This is a genomic window from Leucobacter luti, from assembly GCF_050310065.1.
Taxonomy (GTDB): Bacteria; Actinomycetota; Actinomycetes; order Actinomycetales; family Microbacteriaceae; genus Leucobacter; species Leucobacter luti_B.
Genome location: NZ_CP190007.1, coordinates 1,670,409 through 1,695,131, shown reverse-complemented (window position 1 = coordinate 1,695,131; position 24,723 = coordinate 1,670,409). Strand labels below are relative to the sequence as shown.

Sequence of the window (24,723 nt, the reverse complement as noted above, 5' to 3'; positions counted from 1 at the left end):
GATTAGTTCCTCACTCCGACGAGCTCGCTCGTGACACCGAGGAGCTGGATCTTCGCGTTCTCACTCTTACTGGGGACGTAGAAAAGCATCTGGTGGGCGACCTCCTGGACGAGCTTGTCCTGCTCCCCCTCGAGTCCGGAGAGCGCCGTGACCGCGTCCTTCGCCTGCGGCTTGTAGCGTCCGCCGGCCGAATCGACGACCTGCTCCTCGATCACGGTCGTGGCGACGAGCGCACCGCCCGCGCCGGTCGACAGCGCGATGGGCGCCGTGTCGCCCTGCTTGGTCGCGACCGAGAACTTCATGGTCTGACCCTTCTCGTCCGACTGCTTCTGCGCGGCGGCCGCGCGGGCCTTGCCGTAGTTCTGGAGCAGCGAGTCGGCCGTGAGGTCGAAGGCCTCGGCCTCCGGGATCTCGGTGCCGTCCTGGAGCAGCTTCGCGTAGGCGGCCCCGACCTCACCGGGCGCCATCGCGAGCGTCGCTGCCTCGTTGGAGAGCACCGCCGTACCCTCCTCCGCGGGAGCCGCGTCGGGCATCGAGATTCCTCCACGCAGCGAGATCACACGGGAGACCAGGTAGTTCTCATGGGGATTCTGCTGCGTGAGCACGAGTGCGAGCGAGGGAGACGACTCCTCAGCCGGGGTGTCGGCGCCCTCGGCTGGCGCGTCGCCCGCCGTCGCGTCGCCCGCCGTCGCATCGCCCGCGGCCTGGTCGCCCGCGGCCTTGTCGCCGCCGGGCTTCGAGGCGACCGTCACGAAGATGGTGCGCGGCCAGGACTCGGTGCTCTGCACGAGCTCGTAGTCGAGTTCCTGGTCGGTGATTCGGGGCGGGACCACGGCGTAGTCCGGCATCGCCTCGCGGATCTTGAAGTTCGCGGTGCGCTGCGCCAGCGCGTCGCCGGAGAAGCGCTCCTCGAGCTTCGTGGCGTCGAGCTCGTCGTCCGAGGTATTCGCAACGGCCGCGACGCGCTTGACGATGTTGCTCAGCTGGCCGTCGGTGACGGGCACGGGGGCAACCGACGACGGCTGCTCGGTGGGCGTCGCCTGAGTTTCGGTCGGGCCGGTCTGCGGCCAGTAGTTCGCCGAGCAGCCGCTCAGGCCGAGGCCGACCGCGAGGCCGATCGCGGGAAGCGCCAGCCTGCGCGCGCGGCGCACCGTGCTCGCCTCGAAGGCAGATCCGGAGCCCGATTCCTGCACCTTCGCGCCGTTCCCTTCCGAGCGACCGGTCTTCCCGCCGCTCCGTCGTCCTCCGAACATATTCCTGATGCCCTGCAGCGGGCCCCTGCGTCCGCGGCGCGGCCCGAGGCCGCGTCGGTCGTGGTCGACGGCGAGCAGGTAGAGCACGCCGCCCACGAGTGCGAGAACCGCTCCCGCAACGAGCAGCGGCCCCGCCCACGGCGTCTGGCGATCCTGCGCCCACACGAGGGAAACCTTCTCGGGCACCGGATCCGCGCCGTTGGAGGCGATCAGGACCGACTGATCCTTCGCGAGCGCGACGGGGAATCGCAGCGTTTCCGCTTCGACGCCGGTCCCCGAGTCATCGATCGAGCGCTCTTCGAGCCACAGGTCGCTTCCGCGCGGATCCTCGCCAAGGACGGCGTCCTTCTCATCGCTCGCCTGTGCGGCGCCGTCCGTCGTGCCCTCGGCTGTGGCGTCACCCTCGTCCGTCACCGACGGGGCCACGAGCGCCGAGAGCAGCCGCTTGCCCGTCGGGTCGACCGTGAGCTGCGAGTGCGAGTACGGCTCGACCCAGGCGTGGACATCGCGGGTCATTCCGGTGGCGACAAAGGCCTGTGCTCCCTGGACGACGACGTTCGCCTGCCCGGGCACCTTCGCGAACTCCGCACCATCGACAACGGCGTATCCCGTCTCCGTCTGGGTGTCCACGGGAAAGCTGATCTCAGCCGGCCCGGCGAGAAAGGTGCGCTGTCCGAGTCCCAGTAGCAGCAGGACGCCGGAGAGCACGAGCGTTGCGATCGCAAGGAAAAATCGCACAGGAGCTCCTCTACATATGCAGTGGTCCGTGCCGCCCCGAGAGCCTCTAGGGCGCGCGGACACGAAACCTCAGCGTTCTACGCTACCCGACCTTCCCTGAATTGCGCTCGGAACTCCCGCTCCCAGGCACACTCGGGGAACGGACCATAGCGAATTGAACTATCATGTTCCAAGATATGCCCGCGCGGGTTTCGCCGGCGCGGAACCCGCAGCCTCGTCGAATGTCCGGAGGGCCATTGTCCGAATCAGCCCAGCAGTTCTCCCCCGCCTTCCGCGGCTACAACCGCGAGGAAGTCGACGAAAGAATCGGCTCGCTCACCGGCCACATCGCTACGCTGCAGTCGCACCTCGAGTCGATCGAGGCGGCCCACAAGCAGTCGGTGCAGGCCGGCCAGGAGCAGCAGCAGCTGATCGCGGAACTGCAGGAGCAGGTCGCCGAGCTGGGGGCGACCGGTTACTCCGGCCTCGGCCTGCGGGTCGAAAAGAGCCTCAAGGTGGCCGAGGATCACGCGCAGCGGCTCATGGCGCAGGCCGACCTCGACGCCGACAAGATCCGGCGCGCCAGTGAGAACGAGTGCGCCCGGGTGCTCTCGCAGGCGCAGCGCACGGCAGACGAGCTCCTCGCCTCCGCCAACGAGCAGGCCGAGATCATCATCTCGGGCGCGCGCAATGACATCGCCGAGCAGTCGGCCGCAGCGAACGCCGAGCGCGAGCGGCTGCTCGATGAGGCTCGCCGCACGGCAGAGCTCGAGCGCAGCTCAGCCGAGCGTGAGGCGATCGCTGCGCGGGAAACCGCGCACCGCGAGGCAGAGGCTGCGCTCGCCGAGGCCAAGGCAGAGGCCGAGCGCCTCTCGAGCGCCGCGCGCGCAGAGGCCGCCGAACTGCAGGCCAAGTCCGAGATCCACGCCGAGTCGCTCGCCCGACAGCAGGCGGAAAGCGAGCGCGAGGCGGAGCTCGAGCGCGCGCGGCTCGTGCGCGAGGGCGAGCGCGCCCGCGCGGAATTCGCGGCGAAGCGGCAGCGCGAGGAGGCTGAACTCGAAGAGCGCTACACGGAGCGCGAGCGCACGCTCGCCGCAGAGATCGACGCACAGCGCCGCGAGCTCACCGCCGAGATCGAGACGCTCCGCGGGCGCATTGCGCAGGAGCGCAGCGAACACGACGCCGCCATCGCGAGCGAGCGCGAGGCGCATGACAAGCGCATCGCCGCGGAGGCGAAGGCGCACGCGGAGCGACTCGCGCAGGAACGGGCCGAGCACGACGCCGAGCTCGCCCGGGCGCGCGAAAGCAGCGCCGCGGAGCTCCTCACCCTCGCCGAGCAGGGGGCACGTGAGCGCGAGCGGGCCGACGCGACCGCGCTCGAGGATCGCACGCTCGCGCGCGAGCGCTTCGATGCCGAGCTCGCTGCCGAACGCGAGGCCCAGACCGCCGAACTCACCTCGGCCCGAGAGGCACACGACGAGCGCATCGCCGAGGAACTGGCATCGCACACGCACCGGATCGCAATGGAGCGCGAGGAGCACGAGGGTGCCCTGCGGGCCGAGCTCGCTGCCCACAAGGGCAAGCTGCACGACGAGGCCGAGGCACAGACGGCACGCCTTGCTGCCGAGCTTGCCGAGCACAGCGATCGGATCGCCGCAGAGCGGGAGACGCACGACGCGACGCTCGCGCTTGAGCGGGAAGAGCACGACAAGCGGCTCGCCAATGAGCTCGCGGCGCACGAATCACGCCTCGCTTCTGAGCGGGAGGTGCACGACGCAGCGCTGCAGGAGGAGCGGGAGGCGCAGGAGCAGGAACTCCTCGACGCTCGTTCCGCGCAGGAGCAGGAACTCGCGAGCGCGCTCGCAAGCCACCAGGCGCGCATCGAATCGGAGCGCTCTGGCCACGAGGCGCGCATCGGTGAGGAACTGGCCGCCCACCAGGATCGTCTCATTGCGGAGTGGGATGACCACCGCGCACGGATCGAGGCGGAGGCCTCCGCACAGGAGACCGAGCTCGCGGAGGCCCGTCGCGCCCAGGAGCACGAGCTCAGCCGGAGCCGCGCTGAGCACGAGGCCCGCATCGCCGACGAGGCGACGATCCACGAGGAGCGGCTCGCAGCGTCGCTCGCCGAGCACGTCCAGCGCATCAAGGACGAGCAGTCCGCCGAGAGCGAGCGGCTCAGGATCCAGCGAGAAGAGGCGGCGGAGTCGCTCGGCATCCAGCGCGAGGAGCTCGAGCTGCGCATGGAGCGCGAGCGCGCGAAGCTGGAGGCCGACACCGCACGGGAGCGCGAGGAACACGATCGCGAGCTCGCCGCGGCGCGCGCCCAGCACGAGGAGGATCTCGCCCGCGAGCGCGCTGAGCACGAGGCAGCGATCGCGCGCGAGGTCGAGGCCAAGCGCGCCGAGGTCACCGAGGAGACCGACCTCCTGCGGGCGGACACCGTGGCGGAGCTTGCCGAGTACCGGGCCGCCGAGGAGGGCAAGATCCACGCGCTCCGCACCGAGACTGAGGACGCTGTGCGCGCCATGCAGGAGCGCATCGAGACCGAGTCGCGTGAGTTCTCAACCTCGACGGCGGAACAGCGAGAGCAGCTCGAGAAGGAGCTCGCGGAGCGCCAGCGCACTGCCGCCGAGACCGCGCAGCAGGAGATCGCAGCGACGAAGGCGGAGCTCGAGGAACTCCGCACGCAGCTCGCGGGCGCGCGCGAGGAGTACGAGCGGATCACCGCTGAGGCGACGCACGACGCCCGCAACGTGCGAGTCGAGGCCGAGCGCCGCGCCGCGGAGATCGTGCTCGAAGCGGAGCGCCGCGCCCACACCACGTTCACCGCCGCCGAGGATCGGGCCACGAAGGTGCTCGCCGCAGCGGAGGACCGCATGACCCAGCTGAAGGTGGAGCGCGGCGCGGTCGCACGCTACTTCGAGAGCCTCGGCGAGGTCATCACCAACGCCCAGAAGATGAGCACCACCGCCGGGCGCCTCGTGGACCAGCCGGTCGCCGCGGCACTCTCGGGCGAGCGCGACGAGGAAGAGGCTGGCCCCGCTCCGGATCCGGATCCGGATCAGGATCAGGCCGAACGCCCGGACGACGCGACGGCGCCAATCGCGCACGTCACGGAAGGTGGGTCGAAGGACTCTTAGGTATTACGCCTGGGGACCTTGGTAACGCTCGAGCGAAAGGAAGTCCTCCGGAAGGGTGGGGTGTTCCGCAACTCACATCCTGTGCCGGAGGTCTTCACACCTGACGCCGACGCCCCTCTCCCCCACCCCGCACAATCGGGCGTCAACAGTTGTCAGTGTTCATCGGCGATGCGGCTGGCTGCCAGGTGGGCCGTTGCGCGTCTCCGCGCGTCCTGCGCTCAGCCAGTGTTCTGCGTTCCAGAGGGCCTGTCTGCCCAAAAACTTGCATGTGAACGCTGATTTCCGGCTGAGCGCTGCGAGTCTCGCCGCAAGACGCCGGGCAGGCGTGACAGCGCCCAGACGAGCGCCCCGGCGAGCAGCAGACAGGTCGCCGCGATGCCCCGGGCCGTCGCGAGCCATGCGGGGTCGCGTCCTCCTCGGAAGGCGAACACGCCCAATGCGATCCAGATCGCCGCAGCGAGCAGGCTGCTCAGGTTCGTGAAGTACCCGAAGTAGTCGAGCGGGCTGCCGTCGCCGGCCGCGATACGCAGGGCGTACGCGTAGCCGAGGACCGCGATGGCCGCGGCGCCCGCGAGCAGCCGCGCCAGGCCGACGCCTCGCGCCTCGGCGCTGCCGCGGGTCACAGTCACGCGGCGGGTCTCAGTCACGCGGCGGGTCTCAGTCACGCCGCGGGTCTCAGTCACGCCGCGGGTCTGAGTCACGCCGCGGGTCTCAGTCACGCCGCGGGCGGCACCGTCGCGAGCCGCTCGTCGGCGACCTCGGTCGGGAGCGGCGTCTCGGCGGTGCCCACGGTCTCGACGATCTCGTCGAGCACCCGTCTGACCTGCTTCTCCCCCACCCACAGGTGCCGGCCGCCCTCGACGGCGACGATGCGCGCACGCGGCACGCTCGCGAAGCGCTCGGCGGCCTCCGCGGGCCGCAGGAAGTCGTCGAGCTCGGGGATCAGCGCGACGAGCGTCGGGCTCGCTGGCTGCCAGGTGGCAACCTCCTCTGGCGTTGCCCGGTGCAGCGGCGGGGAGAGCAGGATCGCGCCCCGGATCGGGTATTCGAGCCCGTACTTCAGGGCAAGCTCGGTGCCGAACGACCAGCCGACGAGCCACGGGTTCGGGAGCCCGCGCTCCGCGACGAAGCGCATGGCGGCCTCGACGTCGAAGCGCTCCTCGATCCCCTCGCCGAACGCGCCGTCGCTCGTGCCGCGTGGCGACTTCGTGCCGCGCGTGTTGAAGCGCAGCACCGCGAGATCCGCGAGCTCCGGGAGCCGGTTCGAGGCCTTCCGCAACACGTGCGAGTCCATGAAGCCGCCGGCGGTCGGCAGCGGGTGAAGGGTCACGAGCGTGGCCTTCGGATCCCGGCCTGCGGGCAGGGCGAGCTCGCCGACGAGCGTCAGCCCGTCCGCCGTCTGCAGCTCGATCTCCTCGCGCCGCGCGCGCAGCACCGTGTTACTCGTGATCTCCGCCATGCCGTTCCTCTCAGTCGCCGCTCCGGACCAGCCTAGCCGCCCGGGCTGCGCCGCTCTGGCAGGATGGAACCCATGACAATCACCGCAGCAGCAGACGGATCCGCCCTCGGCAACCCCGGCCCGGCAGGCTGGGCGTGGGTGGTGGACGAGTCGCAGTGGCGGGCTGGCGGCTGGCCGCGGGCGACGAACAATCAGGGCGAGCTCATGGCCGTGCTGGATCTCCTCCGCGCGACCGCCGACCGCGCCGACGAGGGTCTGCACATCCTGTGCGACAGCCAGTACGTGATCAACTCGGTGACCCAGTGGATGCCGGGCTGGAAGCGCCGCGGCTGGCGCAAGGCCGACGGCAAGCCCGTGCTCAACCGGGAGCTGCTCGAGCAGCTCGACGAGGCCCTCGCGGGGCGCCAGGTGAAGTTCGAGTGGGTGAAGGGTCACGCCGGCCACCCGCTCAACGAGGCCGCCGACGACCGCGCGCGGGCCGCCGCGACCGCCTACCGCGATGCGCGGGATCCGGAGCGCGGGCCGGGTCTTGCCGGCGCCGCTCCCCTGCCGCAGGCAGAGTTCGAGCCCGAGGCGTCGGCCGAGGCGCCGCCCACACTGTTCTGAGCGCGGGCGCGGCGCTCGGCGGGGGTGATCGGCGCCCCGCTGGGCGCGGCGCTCGCTCCGCAATCTGCGCTCGCTCACACGATTCCGCGCCTCAACGTAGGAGCGAGCGCAGAACTCGGAGCGAGCGCGGCGGCAGGGCCTGCTGCGCACGAGCGGCAGCGGCCCAGCCGGGGGCGGGCGGCGGCGCCTAGCCGATCCGCCAGCAGTGCGCGTGGTAGTGCCGGCGATCCCGCACCGCGGCGGCGTCGCCGAAGAAGTTCTCGGCGCTCCACGCGACGATGTGCGCCTGACCGGGCGGAATGTCGGTGCCGCAGGCCGGGCACCGGTACGCCTTCTCCGCGCGGTGCGCGGGGATGTCGCGCACGAACCACTCGGATCCCCGCCGCGTCACCTTCCTGGCGCCGCCATAGGCGAGTCGCGTGACGTCATTCGGTGTCGCGGCTGCGGCGCGACGATGCTTGCGAGGCATGCGTTCTGGCCGCTACCGGCCTACCACCAGTGGTTTGCGGTCCAGAACGAGTACGCGGCCGCCCAGCTGCCGTAGCGGCCGGTCGCGTAGCCGTTCGCCCAGCGCAGGTTGTCGACCGGGTCGTAACCGTTGCCGGGGACCTTGCTGCAGGGCAGCGCCTGGATCAGCCCGCAGGCGCCCGAGCTCGCGTTCGTCGCGTTCGGGTTCCAGCCGCTCTCGCGCGACGCGATGTAGTCGACGTAGGGCCAGTCGCTCTCGGCGATCCCGGCCGCGGCCATCCACTCGGCCGGCGCGCCGCCGCCCGAGTACTTCGGGGGCGCCGTCGGATTCAGCATCGTGGTGCCGCCGGTGTCGCCACCCGTGTCGTCCTTCTTCTCCTCCTCGGCCGGCTTCGGAGCGGGCTTCGGCTTCGGATCGGGAAGCTTCTCGATCGGGATATCCGCGTACACGAGGTCCGCCTCGTCAGACGCGTTGGGCGTGAACTGCTGGTGGATGCGCTCCTGGAAAGCGAACGACTCTGCCTCGGCCGGCGCGCTCGGCATCGCGAACGGCGCGACGACGGCGGTGCCGAAAATGCCCGCTACCGCGACGGCGGCGACGGGTCCTCGAAGACGTGACCAACGGGTGACGGGGGCGCGGTAAGAAGCAGACACAATATAACGATTCTATCTCAGCGATCGAGGTCCTTCAACGACCTCAGGAAAATTCTTTGATGCGGCATGCAGCACACGGCCTGCCCGCTCAGCGCGTCGCGAGGATCAGCTCCACGACGCCGTCGAGCAGGGCGTCGACCTGGTCCTCGTCGTATCCGCGCCACTGCGGGTGGAAGACCACGTCGCGCACGTCGCTCGGCTGGAGCGCGATCTCGCGGCGCTCGAACATCTCGGAGACGCGATCCAGGAACGCGTCGACCTGCGAGCGACGGTAGCCGGTCGCGAAGATCCCGCGCCTGCGGAAGCGCTGGCCCCTGGGTCGCTGCATGCGGCCGCGCACCTCGGAGAGCAGCTGGCGGGTCTCGTCCCACCACGCGTCCTCACCCTCGGAGCGAACGCGGGCGCGGCGCTCTCGCTCGTAGAAGACCTCCTCGAGGCGGTCCATCGCCGCGTCGACGTAGCGTGCGGAGTAGCCGCCGCGCTTCACCGGGAACGCCATCTGGCGCACGCCCTCTGATGTCATGATCGGCCCGTCTTCCGAGGCGCCGTCATAGGTGCTGCGGGCGCGCTCAAGGAACGCGTCGACCTGCTCCTGGCTGTAGCCGAGCTGAGATCCTGTTGCGAGCGGAAATGACGTTTGCACCGGACCATTCTGCCCCGAGCGTCGCCTCCGCCCCTGAGAGTCCGCCGCCATCACACCACTCCCAACGCGAGCGCCACGCCGAACACTCCGACCGCGGAGGGCAGCAGCGAATCGAGCCGGTCGAGGAAGCCACCGTGGCCCGGGATCCACGAGCTCATGTCTTTCACTCCCAGGTTGCGCTTGATCAGTGATTCCGTGAGATCGCCCCCGGTCGCGGTGAAGAGCACCACGATCCCGAGCAGGATCCCGACCCACCAGGGCTGCTGCAGCGCGAGCAGCGACACGCCGACACCCACGCCCATCGCCACGATCGCGGCCCCCGCAAAGCCCTCCCACGTCTTGTTGGGGCTGATCCGGGGCGTCATCTTGTGCTTGCCGAGGGTCACGCCCGCCGCGTACGCCCCGACGTCGACGGAGACGACGATGAGCACGAGGGCGAAGACCCACCACTCGCCGCGCTCGGCCGGGATGAGCAGCACCGTGAAGGAGGCGAGGAAGCCGACGTAGACGAGCGTGAACAGCCCGGAAAACACGTCGCGCACGAGCGTGCGCGGTGGCGTCTCCCACGCCGGCACGAGGCCCTCGACGAGGCGCCAGACCGTGAGCAGCGCGGAGCCGGCGAAGAGCCCGAGGAGCATCCCCTCGGCGCCCCAGAAGTAGGCCCCGGCGACGATCACGAGACCGCCGAGGGCGACGCCCACGCGCGGAACGCGGCGGCCGGCGGTGCGGAACGCGGTCGCGAGCTCGACGAGCGCGACCACGACGATCACCCCGACGAGCGCGACGAACACGTCCTTCACCAGGAACAGGCTCGCCAGGAAGATCCCGCCGAAGACGAGCCCGGAGAGGATGGCGAAGAAGAGGTTTCTCCCCGCCTTCTCCTCGATCCGGGCGTTCGTCGCCTCGAGCTGAGCGCGCCGGTTCTCGAGATGCGCGCGGATCTCGCCGCGCCTCTCTGAGCCGGTCATGCGATTAGACCTCCAGGAGCTCTGCTTCTTTGCGCTTGAGCGCGTCGTCGACCTGGTCGATGAACTGCTTCGTGACGGCCTCGAGCTCCTTCTCGGCGCGCGAGACCTCGTCCTCGCCGATCTCGCTCTTGAGCGCATCGAGGTCGTCCTTGCCGGAGCGGCGGACGTTGCGGATCGCGACCTTCGCGTCCTCCGCACGGCCCTTCACGATCTTCACGAACTCCTTGCGTCGCTCGGCCGTGAGCTCGGGCAGCGTCACGCGGATGACCGTGCCGTCGTTCGTGGGGTTCGCGCCCAGGTTCGGCATGTCGCGGATGGCCTGCTCGATGTCCTTCATCGCGCCCTTGTCGTAGGGCGTGATGAGGAGGCTGCGCGCGTCCTGGTTCTGCACGGAGGCGAGCTGCGACAGCGGGGTCGGCGTGCCGTAGTAGTCGACCTGCACGTTCTGCAGCAGGGCGGGGTTTGCGCGCCCGGTGCGCACGGTGGCGAAGCCGTCCTTCGCGGCATCGACCGCCTTGGTCATGCGGTCCTTGACGTCGGCGAAGACCTCTTCGATCACGGTGTGCTCCTTACTGCTGTTCACGATTCATTCAAGCTTAGCGGGGCGGGGGCCGCTCAGCGGTGCACGAGCGTGCCGAGCTTGCTGCCCTTGATCGCCTCCGTGACGTTCCCGGCGGGCTCCATGCCGAACACGCGCATCGGCATGCCGTTGTCCATGCAGAGGCTGAACGAGGTCGAGTCGACGACCTTGAGGCCGCGCACGAGGGCGTCGTTGTAGGTGATCTCGTCGATCAGGGTGGCGTCGGGATCCTTGTTGGGATCTGCCGTGTAGACGCCGTCGACGCCGTTCTTCGCGACGAGCACCTCGTCGGCGTGGATCTCGAGGGCGCGCTGGGCGGCGACCGTGTCGGTCGAGAAGTACGGGAGGCCTGCGCCGGCGCCGAAGATCACGACGCGGCCCTTCTCCAGGTGCCGGATCGCGCGGAGCGGGATGTAGGTCTCTGCGACCTGCGTCATCGTGATGGCCGACTGGACGCGGCTGGAGACGCCGGCCTGCTCGAGGAAGTCCTGCAGGGCGAGGGCGTTCATGACGGTGCCGAGCATGCCCATGTAGTCGGCGCGTGCGCGATCCATGCCGCGCTGCGAGAGCTCGGCGCCGCGGAAGAAGTTGCCGCCGCCGACGACGACCGCGACCTCGGCGTGCTCCATGGCCGCGGCGATCTCCCGAGCGATCTGGCTCACGACGTCGGGGTTTACGCCGAGGGTGCCACCTCCGAACGCCTCTCCCGAGAGCTTGAGCAGGACGCGGCGCTTGCGGGGGGTCTCGGACATGTGGTGTTCTCCTTCGACGGGTGCTTGGGGAAGTCTCAGACTCGGGATCGGCCCTCGCTCCCCCGTGGCCGCCGTCGGGCGCAGGGGAACGATGTCGGCTCAGGCCATGATAGTGCCGACACAGCACAGGACCCGGGCCGAATCGGCCCGGGTCCTGTGGAAATCGGCTAGGCGCCGACCTTGCTGCGTGCGAAGCCGGTGACGGTGATGCCGGCCGCGTCGGCGACCTTCTTCACGTCGCGCTTCTCGTCGTCGAGCGCGTGGGCCTGCTCGTTGAGCACGACCTGCTTGAAGAACGCGTTCAGGCGTCCCTCGACGATCTTCGGGAGCGCAGCCTCGGGCTTGCCCTCGTTCTTGGAGATCTCGGTGACGATCTCGCGCTCCTTCTCGACGTCAGCCGCGGGGACCTCCTCGCGGGTGACGTAGAGCGGGTCGGCGAACGAGATGTGGCGAGCGATCGAGAGCGCTGCGTCAGCGTCGTCGCCCTCGTAGCCCACGACCACGCCGATCTGCGGGGGCAGATCCTTCGAGGTGCGGTGCAGGTAGACCGAGGTCGAGGGGGCCTCGACGCGGGTCACCTTGCGGAGCACGATGCGCTCGCCGATGATGGCGGCCTCGTCGGTGACGATCTCGCCAACGGTCTTGCCCTCGAGCGGGGCAGCCGAGGCTGCCTCGACGTCGGCGGCGCCCGCGGCCGCGATGGCCTCGAGCACGCGGTCGGCGAGGGCGATGAACTTCTCGTTCTTCGCGACGAAGTCGGTCTCGCAGACGAGCTCGATCATCGTGGCAGCGCCGTCGGTCTGCTTGACCGCGACGAGGCCCTCGCTCGCCTCGCGGTCGCCGCGCTTGGCGACGCCTTTGAGGCCCTTGAGACGCAGGATCTCGATCGCCTTCTCGATGTCGCCTTCCGCCTCGATGAGGGCGTTCTTGCTATCGAGCATGCCGGCGCCGAGACGCTCGCGCAGCTCCTTCACAGCGGCCATGCTTACTGCAGCCATGTGTGACTCCTTAGATAGGTCGTTCGTCGAATTCGATTACTCGGCGGCGGGTGCCTCGGCGGCAACCTCGGCCTCGGCGGGCGCCTCGGCGGCGGCCTCAGCCTCGGCGGGTGCCTCAGCGGCGGGCTCCTCGGCCTTCTCGGCCAGCTCGCCCTTCTCGGCGCCCAGGAGCTCGACCTCCCACTCGGCGAGCGGCTCAGCCGCTGCCTCGCCGGCCTCGGGCTTCTGGTGGCGCTCCATGAGGCCCTCAGCCGCGGCGTCGGCGATCACGCGGGTGAGCAGCGCGACCGAGCGGATCGCGTCGTCGTTGCCCGGGATCGGGTAGGTGACCTCGTCGGGATCGCAGTTGGTGTCGAGGATCGCGATCACGGGGATCCCGAGCTTCTTCGCCTCGTCGATCGCGAGGTGCTCCTTCTTGGTGTCCACAACCCAGATCGCCGAGGGCGTCTTGGTCATGTTGCGGATGCCGCCGAGCGACTTCTGCAGCTTCTCGAGCTCGCGCTTCTTGAGGAGGAGCTCCTTCTTGGTGAAGCCGCTCGTGGTGCCCTCGAAGTCGAGCTGCTCGAGCTCCTTCATGCGCTCCAGGCGGCCGGTGACCGTCTGGAAGTTCGTGAGGAGGCCGCCGAGCCAGCGCTGGTTGACGTAGGGCTGGTTGACGCGGGTCGCCTGCTCGGCGATGGCCTCCTGGGCCTGCTTCTTCGTGCCGACGAAGAGGATGTTGCCGCCGCGTGCGACGGTCTGCTTGACGAACTCGTAGGCAGCGTCGATGTAGCCGAGCGACTGCTGGAGGTCGATGATGTAGATGCCCGAGCGCTCGGTGAAGATGAAGCGCTTCATCTTCGGGTTCCAACGGCGGGTCTGGTGTCCGAAGTGGACGCCGCTGTCGAGCAGCTGGCGCATGGTGACGACGGCCATTGCCGGTCTCCTTCTGATATTGCGCGCCCTCGCGGGCACGCGTTTGCGGTTTGTCATCGGCCGCGGGTGCGGCCAGATCCTGGTGCCCTCGGGTCTCGCCGCCCCAGCCGAGAGGATGGGGACCGGTGGCGTTCTCCGGTGAGTGGGCACGCGAAGTCACCTCTTTCGAGGCGCCGATCCAGTGTAGCACCCGCGGGCGCCTCGTTGGGCACCGCGACTCGCCCAGGATCTTCGTCCACAACCGGGGGTCGCGGGCCGTCTCTCCACAGTCTGCCCCGGATCGCGCCCGGCGTCGGCCGGCGCACGGCCGCGCGCGCCACACTGCTCGCATGAGACCCCGCATCCTCTCCGCGCTTCTGGCCGTCACGCTGGCCCTGCTCGTCGGCCTCGCCTCTGCCTCCGGTGCCGCCGCTGGCGGGACCGCCGCCCGCGCTGCCGCGGACTCCCCCGGCGCGTGGTCCTGGCTGCCGCCGACCGGCTTCCCCATCGAGGTGCTGCGCCCCTTCGTCGCTCCCGCGCACGAGTACGGCCCGGGGCACCGCGGTATCGACCTGCGCGCGCTGCCCCGTGAGCCGGTGCTCGCGCCAGTGGGCGGCACCGTCCACTTCTCCGGCCAGGTCGCGGGGCGGGCCGTCGTGACGATCCGGATCGACGACCGCACCCTGCTCTCGATGCACCCGGTGGCCGGCGCGCACCCGGAGGGCGCGCGGGTCGAGGCGGGCGAGCTCCTCGGCGAGGTGTCGCGGGGCGGCGACTGCGACGGGCGCTGCGTGCACCTCGGCGTCCGGGTGGACGGCAGCTACGTCGACCCGTTTCCTTTCTACGCGGGGCGCGCGAGGCTGCTGCCCTGGTAGCGGGCGGCGCTCGGAGGCGCGGGTCAGGCGCGTGGGTGCGCCTGCCGGTAGCGCTCGGCGAGTCGCTCGGTGGAGACGTGGGTGTAGACCTGGGTGCTCGCGAGGCTCGAGTGGCCGAGCATCTCCTGGACCACGCGCAGGTCGGCGCCGCCGTCGAGGAGGTGCGTTGCGGCGGTGTGCCTGAGCGTGTGCGGGCCGCGCGGTCCGCCGCCCGGCTCTTGCTCGAGCTCGCGGGCGACGAGCCGGTAGACGGCGTTCGTGGTGAGCTTGCCGCCGCGGTTGCCGAGGAAGAGCGGGGGTTCGGATCCGGATCCCGCGCCCGCCGCGCGCTCGGCTCCACGCTCGGCCGCGCGCTCCGCGAGGGCTTGGCGGCCTGCCGCGAGGTAGTCCTCGAGCGCGCGGGCGGCGGGCGCTCCGAGCGGGACGACCCGCTCCTTACCGCCTTTGCCGAGCACGCGCACGATGCGCTCGCGGCGGTCGAGGCCGGAGAGCGGGAGCGTGCAGAGCTCGGAGACGCGGAGGGCTGAGGCGTAGAGGAGTTCGAGGATCGCGCGGTCGCGGAGGTGGGCCGGGTCGCCGTCTGCGGCCCTGCGCTCGGCGCGGTCGAGGATGCGGGTGATTTGCTCGTCGGCGAGCACGCGCGGGAGTTCGCGCGGTGCTTTCGGCGAGCGCAGCCGTGATGCCGGGTTGCCCGGCACGTGGCCGCCGCGTTCGAGCCATGCCCCGAACGATTTGAGGGTGGCGACGTTGCGGGCGAGGGTGGTCGCGGCGAGTCCCCGCTGCTGCCGGTCCCACAGCCAGCCGCGCATGAGCTCGAGGTCGCACGCCGCGAGTTCGGTGGCGCCCGCGGCCTCCGCGTAGTCGGCGAGGTCGGCGAGGTCGCGGCGGTAGGCGCGCACCGTGTGCTCCGAGTACCCGTACTCGTGCTCCACGGCCGCGAGAAAGCGCGTGGTGGCCTGGTCGATCCGCATGCCCCCCATTCTCTCGCCTCCGCCGCCGCGCGTCGGGCCCCACTCCGTACCCGCACCGATCGGGCGCGTCCACTCCGGCCTACCCGCGCTTCAGCAGCCGCCATCTCGCCTCCCCTTCGGCCGCGGGTTCTGCGCGCTCGACGAAGCCCAGCACTTCGAGTTCGGCGAGGGCTCCCCGTCCGTCCGCGGGCGCGACCCCCGCGAGCTTCACTGCCTCCTCCTCGGCCCGCGATCCGGTGAGCGGCAGCGCGTCGAGAACGCGTCGATGCAGCTCTGGCTGTCGGTCCTCACCCTCTCCGAGCACCCCGAACTCGTCTGCGCCGAGGAACTCCCGCAGCTCCGCCGCGTTCGAGACGAGGGTCGCCCCGTACTCCCGGATGAGGCGGTGGCAGCCCGCCGACGCGGCGCTCGTGATCGGCCCGGGCACGGCCCCGAGTTCCCGCCCGAGCGCCGCGCTGTGCCCGGCGGTGTTCAGCGATCCCGATCTGACGCCCGCCTCGGTGACCAGGGTCGCTGCGGCGAGCGCCGCGATCAGCCGGTTGCGTTGCAGGAAGCGCCAACGCGTTGGCGCCGATCCGGGCACCATTTCCGAGCAGACGGCCCCCACCTCGGCGATCCGGGCGAGCAGGGATGTGTGCGAGGCCGGGTAGGGCCGGTCGGCTCCGCCCGCGAGCACGGCGATGGTGGGGCAGCCGACGGCGAGCGCGGTGCGGTGCGCGACCGCGTCGATCCCGTAGGCGGCTCCGGAGACGATTGCTGTCCCTGTTCCGCAGGCGCTGTCGACGAGCTCGGCGGTGACGTTGCTGCCGTAGCCCGTGCAGGCTCGGGCCCCCACGACGGCGAGCGCGTGCCGCCTGAGGTGGCTCGGGTCTCCGCGCACCCACAGCAGCATGGGCGCGTGGTCCCCGAGGTCGTCGAGTGCCTCGGGCCAGTCGTCCAGGCCGGGGGCCACGATCCGGATCCCCGATCGTCTCGCCCGCTCGAGGTCGTTGAGCACGTCGTTTCGGTTGAGGCGTGGCTTCCATCGTTCGACGGCGTGCGCTGTGGCGCGTACGCTCAGCCCTTCGGCGCCCCGCGCCTGAAGCTCGCGGTGCACGTCCGCTGGCGCGGCGTCGTTGAGCAGGAGTTGCAGCGCTTGTTCGACGCCGAGGGATCGCACGAGTGCACCTGCGATCGCGTCGCCTGGCTCGATCAGGCGGGACCAGATCGCTCGGGCGGTGAGTTCGACCAGCTGCTCCGGTGAGTCTCCGAGCGTGGGCCGCGCCTCCTCGTCAACGAGACGCAGCGTGCCCTCGGTCAGCGCGGCGTCGATTCCGCCAGCAACTCGCTGCCCGCTCACGAGAGCCCTCCGCCTCGGTAGGCGAGCGCCGAGGCGATCTCCTTGCGCCCCGGTTTCACCTCATCCGAGAGGTCTGCGATACTCCAGGCCATGCGGAGCACCCGGTCGTAGCCGCGCAGCGTGATGGATCCCCTCTCCAGTGCGCGGTCGAGCACCTGCGTTTCGGTGCGCGCCAGTCGGGCGTCGGAGCTGCGCAGCCAGCTACCCGGCACCTCGGAGTTCACGCGCCAGGGGGTGCCGCGGAGTCGTTTCGCGGCGACGCGCCTGGCCCGCTCAACTCGCGCCCTGAGCGCACGACTGTCCTGTCTTCCCCCGCGCTGATCGTCTCGCAATACTCGGGAGACCCTGGCGAGGCTGAGGCGCAGGTCGATCCGGTCGGCGAGCGGTCCGGAAATGCGTTGCATGTAGCTGTACCGAAGATGCGGGGTGCACCTGCACTTCGCTTCGGTTTCGGGCGCCCCTGCGTTGCCGCACGGGCAGGGGTTCGCGGCGAGCACGAGCTGGACCTTTGCCGGCATGGTTGCGCGCACACGCGCCCGGTGGATCTCCACCCGCCCGGTTTCGAGGGGCTGCCTGAGCGCATCGAGCACGGAGCGGTTGAACTCCGGCGCCTCGTCGATGAACAGCACCCCGTGGCAGGCGCGGGTGATGGCGCCCGGTCGCACCTCGTTGCCGGTTCCGCCACCGACGATCGACGCCGAGGATGCCGTGTGGTGGGGGCTCTCGAACGGCGGGCGCCGCACCAGGGCGGTGAGCGGGTCGCCTCCGAGCGAGGCGATGCTGCTCGCTTCGAGGGCCTCGTCGTCGTCGAGCTCGGGAAGGATCGACGGAAGCCCCGTTGCGAGCAGGGTTTTGCCCGCGCCTGGCGGGCCGACCATCGAGACGTGGTGCTTCCCCGCAGCGGCAACGACGAGCGCCTCGACCGATTCAGGCTGTCCCACGACCTCCGAGAGATCCCGGACCTCCTCGCGCCGCGATCCGGGACCGGGCAGCACGACCGCCCTTCTGAGGTCCAGCGCCCTGCGTTCGCCGCGGTACCAGGCGACCGCGTGCGCGATGCCCTCCACGGCGATGACCTCGATGCCGGGAACGAGGGCGGCCTCGTCGGCGCTGTCCCCCGGCACCATGACCCGGGAGAAGCCGTGGCGGCGTGCCGCGATGACCGCGGAGAGCAAGCCTGCCGGCCGCCTGAGCCCGCCGCTCAGGCTCAGCTCGCCGAGGTGCGCGATCCCGTCGAGCCTGCTCGCGGGGAGCTTTCTGGATGCGGCGAGCGCCGCTAGCGCGATCGCGAGATCGAATCCGGATCCGTGTTTCGGGAGCGACGCGGGGCTGAGGTTCACCGTAATAAAGCGATCGGCTAGTTGGAGCCCGGCCTGTGCCGTCGCGGTGCGCACGCGCTGCTTCGCCTCCGCGAGCGCCGCATCGGGGAGGCCGATGATCGCCATCCCGGGGAGTTGCTGTGAGACGGCGGCCTCGACCGTGACGATCTCGCCCTCGAGCCCGGTGAGCGAAACGGATGCCGCCCGGCAGACGAGGGCGCTCACGAGATGCCCTGCAGGTGGTCGATCCGCGGCGTCTCCCGCGGCCGCATAACGATCCCGATCGCGTCCACCCGGAGCGAAGCGCGGCCGTGATGGTGATCCCGCACCCAGTCGAGCAGGATCCGCCTCAGCCTCGCCGCCTTCCGCGCGGTGATCGCCTCGAGCGGGCTACCGTATCCGGTACCGCTGCGCGTCTTCACCTCGACGGCGACGAGCTCACTGCCATCCCTCACCACGAGGTCGAGTTCGCCGTGACTCGACCTCCAGTTGCGGTCGAGGATCACGTACCCCCTGCCCGCGAGATACCCCGCGGCGATCTCCTCGCCGCGTGCCCCGATCTCCCTGTTGCGCTGCGTGCTCTTGACGGCCCGTTCTTCCATGGCGCACCTCCTGCGCACCATCCTGGGCGCGAGGGAACGGCCGTGGGGTGCGGGCGCCAGAAATGTGGATATCTTGCGCGAGATCCGTGCAAGGCGTGCGCCTGTGAGCGAAGTTCCTCGGGAGCGCGAAGGCTACTCGTCGAGCGCGAGCTCCTGCGGCAGCTTGAACTCGCGCGCCGAGAGCTCCTCGACGTTCACGTCCTTGAAGGTGAGCACGCGCACCGACTTCACGAAGCGGTCGGAGCGGTAGACATCCCACACCCAGACGTCGCTCATCGTGAGCTCGAAGTAGAAGTCGCTGCCGGCATCCTGGCGCTTGAGGTCGACCTCGTTCGCAAGATAGAAGCGCCGCTCGGTCTCCACGACATACCGGAACTGGCTCGCGATATCCCGGTATTCGCGGAACAGCGACAGCTCCGCCTCGCGCTCGTAGTCGTCCAGCTCGTCTTCATCCATCCTCACCATCCTACGCCGTTCCGCTGCGGAACACCCGCCCCGCGAACGGGGCCTCTGAGAGCCTCCTGAAACCCCCTCGCGACAGGCCGGATCCCGGATTGACTTATTCGAACATATGTTCGAATATTGCTCCATGACTTCGACCGCCACCGTCCGCTCGCTACAGCAGCGCATCTCCGAGATGCAGCCGCTGCGGCTGGGCGAGCGGGGCCTGCCCACGCCAGCCGGGCTGCGCGGGCTGCTCCCCGGCGGGGCGCTCAGGCAGGGGGCGAGCTACGCCGTGCACGGCTCGCAACAGCTCGCCCTCGCCTTCCTCGCCGAGGCCTCGGCGTCGGGCGCGTGGTGCGGGATCATCGGCTGCCCCGGCTTCGGCGCCGAGGCGGCGGCCGGGCTCGGGATCGCGCTCGACCGTTGCGTGCTCATCCCGGATCCGGGGGCAGACGCGCTGGGGCTCGCCGGCGCGCTCAGCGAGATCCTCACGGTCGTGCTCCTGTGCACGCGCGAGCAGCCGGGTCTCGGCGATGTGGAGCGGATCTCGGCGCGGCTGCGGGATCACGGCGCCGCGCTCATCGTCGCGGGCGACTGGCCGCGCACCGAAAGCACGCTGCGCGTCACCGCGTCGAGTTGGACGGGGCTGGGCGAGGGCCACGGGCTCCTCGCCGACCGGGTGCTCACGGTCCAGTCGGAGGACCGGAGGGGCACGCGCACCCACACCGTGGAATTCGCGGGCGGCGCGATCGCCGAGCAGGCCGCACCCGCGGTGCGACGATTGGCTCCGCTGTGACCTCCGGGGAGCGCGCGCTCGTCTTCTGGGTGCCCGACTGGCCGATCCATGCCTTCCTTGAGGAGTCGGCGGAGTTCGCAGAGGACCAGGAGAATACCGAGAGGGAGCGCGCCGCCGCACAGGCAGCGCCCGCGTCAGCGTCAGCGTCAGTGCGTGCAGCCGCGCCGCTCGCGCTCGTGGCCGACCACCAGGTGGTCGCCTGCTCAGAGACGGCCCGGGCGGGCGGCGTGCATCCGGGCCTTCGCGAGCGCGAGGCGCAATCGCGCTGCCCCGAGCTTGAGGTGCACCCTCACGACCCCGAGGTCGACGCGCGCCGTTTCGCCCCCGTGCTCGCCGCCATCGAGGGGCTCATCCCGGGGGTCGAGCCGCGTCGGCCCGGGCTCTGCGCGATGCGGGCGAGGGGGCCCGTGCGCTACTACGGCGGCGAGCAGGAGGCGGCAACCGCCCTCTTCGAGCTCGCCGAGGGGCTCGGGATCAGCGGCGCGAGGATCGGCTTCGCTGACGGCCTGTTCGCGGCGGAGCAGGCGGCCCGATCCGCCGCGGGATCCCCCGGCGTCGAGGCTCCGCTCCCCCGCCTCCGGATCGTGCAGCCAGGCGGCTCCCCGGCGTTCCTCAGCCCGCTGCCCATCTCCCGCGCGGCAGCGCCCGCGCTCGCCGAGGTGCTGCACGGCCTCGGGATCCGCACGCTGGGCGCGTTCGCCGCACTCCCCGAGGACGCCGTGCGGCAGCGGTTCGGCGCGGAGGGCGTCGCGGCACACCACGCGGCGAGAGGAACCGTGCCCGTGCGCGGCGCCGAGGTCCGGCCGCGCACCCCGCCGCGCGAGCTCACCGTCGAACTCGAGTTCGAGCCCCCCATTGAAACGGCCGAGCAACTGGCCTTCGCCTGCGCCACTCTCGCCGAGCGCTTCATCGACGGGATCGCCAGGGAGCGGCTCGTCTGCACCGCGCTCCGGCTCGAACTCACCGACGACGTGGGGGCGCGGCACGAGCGCGAGTGGGCGCACCCCCGCCGCTTCACCGCCTCCGACACGCTCGGGCGGATCCGCTGGCAGGCGTCTGGCATCGCCAGGGAAACGGAGCGGGGCGGGGCGGGCATCGCCCGCGTGCGCATCACCCCAACCCACACCGACCGAGCCTCCGCGCACGAGCCAGGGCTCTGGAGCACCGAGCCAGACGAGCGCATCCACCACCACCTGAGCCGCGCACAGAGCAGGCTCGGGCACACCGGCGTCGGCACGGTCTCCCTCGCCGGCGGCAGGCTCCTCGCTGACCGGCAGCGCTTCGTCCCCTGGGGCACCACCCGGCGCGGCAAGCGCGCCCGCGGGGCACGGGACTCGGGCGTCGGCCCCTGGCCGGGCGCACTCCCCGGACCCGCTCCGAGCAGGATCTTCCCCGACCCCCTGCCCGCGGCGCTCGCCGGCCCCCGCGGCGAGGATGTGGGAATCGACGCCGACGACCTGCTCACCGCGCGCCCGGAAAGGCTCAGCGTCGCGGGCAGCGAGCTCGCGGCGGAGGTGAGCGGGTGGTCCAGGCCGTGGCCGATCCGCGAGCGCTGGTGGGCCGGCACCCCGCCACGCTTCCGGCTGCAACTGCAGCTCGCGAACGGCGACGCCTGGCTGCTGCTCCGTGAGCCCGGGCGTTGGCTCGCGGAGGGCAGATACGACTGAGCACGCCCGAGCAACCCGAGCAAGCTGAACCATCGACCCCGCGGAACCCAGAGAGGAGGCACCCATGGGATGGAACAACTCTCCACTACCGTGGCGCGAGTTCGAGCGCAGACTCTCCGGCAGAACACCCGCGGATGAGCCCCTCGAAGGGCTCGCAGAGGCTGGGAGTCCGAAAGCGACGCCGCAGTCGCCAGAGGCCCCGGCGCGCCCACGCCTGCCGCGCGAGCTCGCCGAGGACGTCGTCCCCTACGCGGAGCTCCACGCCCACTCGCACTTCAGCTTCCTCGACGGCGCCTCCTCGCCCGAGGAGCTCGCGCGCGAGGCCTCCCGCCTCGGGCTCGCGGGCCTCGCGCTCACCGACCACGACGGGCTCTACGGCGCCGCGGTGTTCGCCGAGGCGGCCGAGCTCGCGATCCGCGAGAGCGGGCGCGAGCTCCTCACGGTCTACGGTGCCGAGCTCACGCTCGGGCTCGACGCCCCGCAGCTCGGGGCGACCGACCCCGCCGGCACGCACCTCCTCGTCCTCGCGCGCGGCATCTCCGGGTATCACCGGCTCGCAGGCGCGATCACCGAGGGCCAGCTCACCGGGGGCGAGAAAGGCAGACCCGTCTACGAGCTCGAGGAGCTCGCCGCCGCGGCCTGCGGCGAGTGGGCGATCCTCACGGGCTGCCGCAAGGGCGGCGTGCGGCGCGCACTCGAGGGCGCGAGCACGCGGACCGCTGGCGATGCCGCGGCCCGCGCCGAACTCGACCGGCTCACCGCGCTCTTCGGGCGCGACAACGTGCACGTCGAGCTCACGAGCCACGGTCACCCCGGCGACGATCCACGCAACGACCGGCTCGCGGCGCTCGCGCGCGAAGCCAGGCTCCCGACCCTCGTGACCGGGGGCGCGCACTACGCCACCCGTGCGGACGCCCCGCTCGCCGAGGCGATGGCCGCCGTCCGCGCACGGCGCAGCCTCGAAGAGCTCGACCCGCACCTGCCGGCCTCCGGCGCCGCGCACCTGCGCAGCGGGGCCTCCCTGCTCAGGCGCTTCGCGAGCCACTCCGATGCGATCGCGCGCACCGTTCCGCTCGCCCAGGAGCTCGCCTTCCCGCTGAAGGCCGCGAAACCCAAGCTCCCGAAGCTCGCTCCCCCCGGTGGACAGACGCAGATGGAGTGGCTCCGCAGCCTCGTCTGGGCGGGCGCCGAGCGGCGCTACGGCGCTCTCAACGACGCCACCCGCGAGCGCCTCGAACGCGAGCTCGACGTCATCGAGGCGAAGGATTTCCCCGGCTACTTCCTCATCGTGCACGACCTCGTGCAGAAGGCCCGCGAACTCGGGATCCTGTGTCAAGGGCGCGGCTCCGCCGCGAACTCGGCCGTCTGCTACGTGCTCGGGATCACCGCCGTCGACTCCATCTTCTACAACCTCCCCTTCGAACGCTTCCTCTCGAGCATGCGCGACGAGGAGCCAGACATCGACGTCGACTTCGACTCCGAGCGGCGCGAGGAGATCATCCAGTACGTCTACGACACCTACGGCCGCCGCAACGCCGCCCAGGTCGCGAACGTCATCACCTACCGCCCCAAGGCCGCCGTACGCGACGCGGCGAAGGCCCTCGGCTTCGGCGCGGGCCAGCAGCGCGCCTGGACCAAGGGCCTCGAACGGTGGAACTCGCTCCCGGAGGACCCGGAAAGCCCGCTCCCGCGGCAGGTCCACGCGCTCGCCAACCGCTTCCTCACGGCCCCGCGCCACCTCGGGATCCACTCGGGCGGAATGGTGCTCACGGAGCGCCCCGTGGGCGAAGTGTGCCCCATCGAACACGCCCGCATGGACCTGCGCACCGTGCTCCAGTGGGACAAGGACTCGTGCGAGTCGATGGGGCTCGTCAAGTTCGACCTCCTCGGGCTCGGCATGCTGAGCGCACTCCGCAAGTCGATGGACATCGTCGCCGAGCACACGGGTGAGCGGTGGCGGATCGACACGATCCCGCGGGAGGAGCCCGGCGTCTACGACATGCTCTGCCGGGCCGACGCGATCGGCGTGTTCCAGCTCGAAAGCCGCGCCCAACTCAACACCCTTCCCCGGCTGCGCCCCCGCTCCTTCTACGACCTCGTCATCGAAATCGCCCTCATCAGGCCCGGCCCCATCCAGGGCGGCGCCGTCCACCCCTACCTCCGCAGGCGCAACGGGGCCGAAGAAGTCACCTACGCGCACCCCAAGCTCGAGCCCGTGCTGCGGCGCACCCTCGGAGTCCCGCTCTTCCAGGAACAGCTCATGCAGATGGCCATGGCCGTCGGCGGCTGCTCCGCAGAAGACGCAGACCTGCTCCGGCGCGCCATGGGCTCCAAACGCGGCCAGGAACGCATCGAAGCGCTCAAAGAGAAACTCTTCGCCGGCATGGCCGAGAACGGGATCGAAGGCCAGGAAGCCATCCACATGTACGAGCAGATCGAGGCGTTCGCCGGCTTCGGCTTCGCGGAGAGCCACTCGATCAGCTTCGCCCTCCTCGTCTACGTGAGCGCCTGGTTCAAGCTGCACTACCCCGGCGCTTTCCTCGCCGGCCTCCTACGCTCGCAGCCCATGGGCTTCTACTCCCCCCGCACCCTCGTCGAAGACGCGCGCAGGCACGGCGTCGAGGTGCTGCCGCCCGACGTCCAGCACTCCCGAGCGCACTCCGACCTCGAACCGCTCCCCGGCGCGCGCACTCCACAGCGCGGCGGCGCGAGCTGCTCCGCAGACGACCCGCCAAGCGCAGAACCACAGCCCGTCCCCCCGTTCGACCAGCGCTCCCCCGACACCTCCGGGGCTCACCGCAGAGACGGCGCCTTCGCCGTGCGACTCGGCCTCTCCGAGATCCGCGGCATCGAGAGCGCGACCGCCGAACGCATCAAACAGGCGCGCGAACTCGGCGGCCCCTTCCTCGACCTCGCCGACCTCGCGCGCCGCGCCGACCTCGACCGCACGAGACTCGAAGCCCTCGCCTCGGCGGGCGCCTGCGAGGGCCTCGGCCTCGGCAGACGCGAGGCGCTCTGGGCCGCGGCGCCCGCCTCCGACAACCGCGAGCGCTTCCTCCCCGGAATCGCGGTCTCGGTGCAGCCGCCGCTCCTGCCCGTCCTCAGCACGGCGGAGCAGACCGCCCTCGACCTCTGGTCCACGGGCATCGCCACGGGCACCCACCCGCTCGCGCTCCTCCGCGCGGGCCTCGACGCCCGCGGCGTCGTGCGCTCCGACCGGCTCACGAGCCACCGCCCCGGAGCCTCCATCGAGGTCGCGGGGCTCGTCACCCACCGCCAGCGGCCCAGCACCGCGGGTGGCATCACCTTCATCACCCTCGAGGACGAGTCGGGCAGCACCAACATCGTCACCTGGGCCAACGTGTGGGCAGCCAACCGGCTCGTCGCCCGCTCCTCCCCCGCGCTCATCGTCAAGGGAGCGCTCGAGCGCTCCCCCGAGGGCGTCGTCAACGTGATCGCCGAGTCCTTCGAACCCCTCGCCGCCCCAGCCGGCACCGCATCGAGGGATTTCCACTGATGAGCAGGGCCTTCCCCGCCCGCGGCGGCGCTCAAGCCCACCACACGCGGGATCGCGC

Annotated in this window: 22 protein-coding genes; 6 read left to right on the top strand and 16 right to left on the bottom strand. The window is 71.0% G+C overall.

Annotated elements, in window-relative coordinates; genetic code table 11:
- Positions 1–2: 2 nt before the first annotated feature.
- The gene (locus tag ACOPJ3_RS07785) at positions 3–1,991 is read right to left on the bottom strand and encodes a glycosyltransferase (protein ID WP_427868628.1); all 1,989 of its coding nucleotides are present in this window, start codon (positions 1,989–1,991) and stop codon (positions 3–5) included.
- A gap of 236 nt (positions 1,992–2,227) precedes the next feature.
- On the opposite strand from ACOPJ3_RS07785, the gene ACOPJ3_RS07780 reads away from it, so the two are divergent.
- Complete coding sequence (locus tag ACOPJ3_RS07780) at positions 2,228–5,113, top strand: hypothetical protein (RefSeq protein WP_427868627.1); 2,886 nt, start codon at positions 2,228–2,230, stop codon at positions 5,111–5,113.
- A gap of 218 nt (positions 5,114–5,331) precedes the next feature.
- Here ACOPJ3_RS07780 and ACOPJ3_RS07775 read toward each other — a convergent pair whose 3' ends face one another.
- Together ACOPJ3_RS07775 and ACOPJ3_RS07770 are read right to left on the bottom strand one after the other, a co-directional pair.
- Positions 5,332–5,796 (bottom strand): hypothetical protein, encoded by a 465-nt coding sequence (locus tag ACOPJ3_RS07775; protein WP_427868626.1) that lies wholly within the window; start codon positions 5,794–5,796, stop codon positions 5,332–5,334.
- Between the two features lie 32 nt (positions 5,797–5,828).
- Positions 5,829–6,572 (bottom strand): alpha/beta hydrolase, encoded by a 744-nt coding sequence (locus tag ACOPJ3_RS07770; protein WP_427868625.1) that lies wholly within the window; start codon positions 6,570–6,572, stop codon positions 5,829–5,831.
- 72 nt (positions 6,573–6,644) lie between these two features.
- On the opposite strand from ACOPJ3_RS07770, the gene ACOPJ3_RS07765 reads away from it, so the two are divergent.
- Positions 6,645–7,178 (top strand): ribonuclease H family protein, encoded by a 534-nt coding sequence (locus ACOPJ3_RS07765; RefSeq protein ID WP_427868624.1) that lies wholly within the window; start codon positions 6,645–6,647, stop codon positions 7,176–7,178.
- A gap of 187 nt (positions 7,179–7,365) precedes the next feature.
- Here ACOPJ3_RS07765 and ACOPJ3_RS07760 read toward each other — a convergent pair whose 3' ends face one another.
- The 8 genes from ACOPJ3_RS07760 to rpsB all read right to left on the bottom strand — a co-directional run bounded on the left by ACOPJ3_RS07760 (position 7,366) and on the right by rpsB (position 13,156).
- Positions 7,366–7,647, bottom strand: a complete 282-nt coding sequence (locus ACOPJ3_RS07760) for an ATP/GTP-binding protein (protein ID WP_427868623.1) — start codon at positions 7,645–7,647, stop codon at positions 7,366–7,368.
- Between the two features lie 20 nt (positions 7,648–7,667).
- On the bottom strand, positions 7,668–8,300 hold the full coding sequence (locus ACOPJ3_RS07755) for a transglycosylase SLT domain-containing protein (RefSeq protein WP_427868622.1): 633 nt from the start codon (positions 8,298–8,300) through the stop codon (positions 7,668–7,670).
- An 88-nt stretch (positions 8,301–8,388) separates the two neighbouring features.
- Entirely contained in the window at positions 8,389–8,943 is a 555-nt protein-coding gene (locus tag ACOPJ3_RS07750; RefSeq protein ID WP_427868621.1) for a DivIVA domain-containing protein, read from the bottom strand.
- A 50-nt stretch (positions 8,944–8,993) separates the two neighbouring features.
- The gene (locus ACOPJ3_RS07745; RefSeq protein ID WP_427868620.1) at positions 8,994–9,911 is read right to left on the bottom strand and encodes a phosphatidate cytidylyltransferase; all 918 of its coding nucleotides are present in this window, start codon (positions 9,909–9,911) and stop codon (positions 8,994–8,996) included.
- 4 nt (positions 9,912–9,915) lie between these two features.
- Positions 9,916–10,470, bottom strand: coding sequence for a ribosome recycling factor (frr, locus tag ACOPJ3_RS07740; protein ID WP_427871186.1), 555 nt, complete (start codon positions 10,468–10,470; stop codon positions 9,916–9,918).
- Between the two features lie 56 nt (positions 10,471–10,526).
- On the bottom strand, positions 10,527–11,243 hold the full coding sequence (gene pyrH, locus ACOPJ3_RS07735; protein ID WP_427868619.1) for a UMP kinase: 717 nt from the start codon (positions 11,241–11,243) through the stop codon (positions 10,527–10,529).
- A 167-nt stretch (positions 11,244–11,410) separates the two neighbouring features.
- Positions 11,411–12,241, bottom strand: a complete 831-nt coding sequence (gene tsf / locus ACOPJ3_RS07730; RefSeq protein WP_427868618.1) for a translation elongation factor Ts — start codon at positions 12,239–12,241, stop codon at positions 11,411–11,413.
- A gap of 36 nt (positions 12,242–12,277) precedes the next feature.
- Positions 12,278–13,156 (bottom strand): 30S ribosomal protein S2, encoded by an 879-nt coding sequence (gene rpsB, locus ACOPJ3_RS07725; RefSeq protein ID WP_427868617.1) that lies wholly within the window; start codon positions 13,154–13,156, stop codon positions 12,278–12,280.
- Between the two features lie 329 nt (positions 13,157–13,485).
- Between rpsB and ACOPJ3_RS07720 the strand changes: the two genes are divergently transcribed.
- On the top strand, positions 13,486–14,010 hold the full coding sequence (locus tag ACOPJ3_RS07720; protein WP_427868616.1) for a peptidoglycan DD-metalloendopeptidase family protein: 525 nt from the start codon (positions 13,486–13,488) through the stop codon (positions 14,008–14,010).
- Between the two features lie 23 nt (positions 14,011–14,033).
- On the opposite strand, the gene ACOPJ3_RS07715 is transcribed toward ACOPJ3_RS07720, so the two are convergent.
- The 5 genes from ACOPJ3_RS07715 to ACOPJ3_RS07695 form a co-directional block, all read right to left on the bottom strand.
- Positions 14,034–14,981 (bottom strand): tyrosine recombinase XerC, encoded by a 948-nt coding sequence (locus tag ACOPJ3_RS07715; protein WP_427868615.1) that lies wholly within the window; start codon positions 14,979–14,981, stop codon positions 14,034–14,036.
- Between the two features lie 79 nt (positions 14,982–15,060).
- Positions 15,061–16,320, bottom strand: a complete 1,260-nt coding sequence (gene dprA / locus ACOPJ3_RS07710; RefSeq protein WP_427868614.1) for a DNA-processing protein DprA — start codon at positions 16,318–16,320, stop codon at positions 15,061–15,063.
- Positions 16,317–17,864: a YifB family Mg chelatase-like AAA ATPase gene (locus ACOPJ3_RS07705; protein ID WP_427868613.1), complete on the bottom strand. Its 1,548-nt coding sequence runs from the start codon at positions 17,862–17,864 to the stop codon at positions 16,317–16,319. The genes dprA and ACOPJ3_RS07705 overlap by 4 nt, the downstream gene beginning before the upstream one ends.
- Entirely contained in the window at positions 17,861–18,241 is a 381-nt protein-coding gene (locus ACOPJ3_RS07700) for a YraN family protein (RefSeq protein WP_427868612.1), read from the bottom strand. Before ACOPJ3_RS07700 ends, ACOPJ3_RS07705 begins: the two co-directional genes overlap by 4 nt.
- A 132-nt stretch (positions 18,242–18,373) precedes the next feature.
- Positions 18,374–18,697, bottom strand: a complete 324-nt coding sequence (locus tag ACOPJ3_RS07695) for a DUF2469 domain-containing protein (protein ID WP_427868611.1) — start codon at positions 18,695–18,697, stop codon at positions 18,374–18,376.
- Between the two features lie 133 nt (positions 18,698–18,830).
- Here ACOPJ3_RS07695 and ACOPJ3_RS07690 point away from each other — a divergent pair, with 133 nt between their 5' ends.
- The 3 genes from ACOPJ3_RS07690 to ACOPJ3_RS07680 all read left to right on the top strand — a co-directional run bounded on the left by ACOPJ3_RS07690 (position 18,831) and on the right by ACOPJ3_RS07680 (position 24,665).
- On the top strand, positions 18,831–19,481 hold the full coding sequence (locus ACOPJ3_RS07690) for a hypothetical protein (protein ID WP_427868610.1): 651 nt from the start codon (positions 18,831–18,833) through the stop codon (positions 19,479–19,481).
- Entirely contained in the window at positions 19,478–21,148 is a 1,671-nt protein-coding gene (locus ACOPJ3_RS07685; protein ID WP_427868609.1) for a DNA polymerase Y family protein, read from the top strand. The genes ACOPJ3_RS07690 and ACOPJ3_RS07685 overlap by 4 nt, the downstream gene beginning before the upstream one ends.
- A gap of 64 nt (positions 21,149–21,212) precedes the next feature.
- Positions 21,213–24,665: an error-prone DNA polymerase gene (locus ACOPJ3_RS07680; RefSeq protein WP_427868608.1), complete on the top strand. Its 3,453-nt coding sequence runs from the start codon at positions 21,213–21,215 to the stop codon at positions 24,663–24,665.
- The last annotated feature ends 58 nt before the right edge of the window (positions 24,666–24,723 follow it).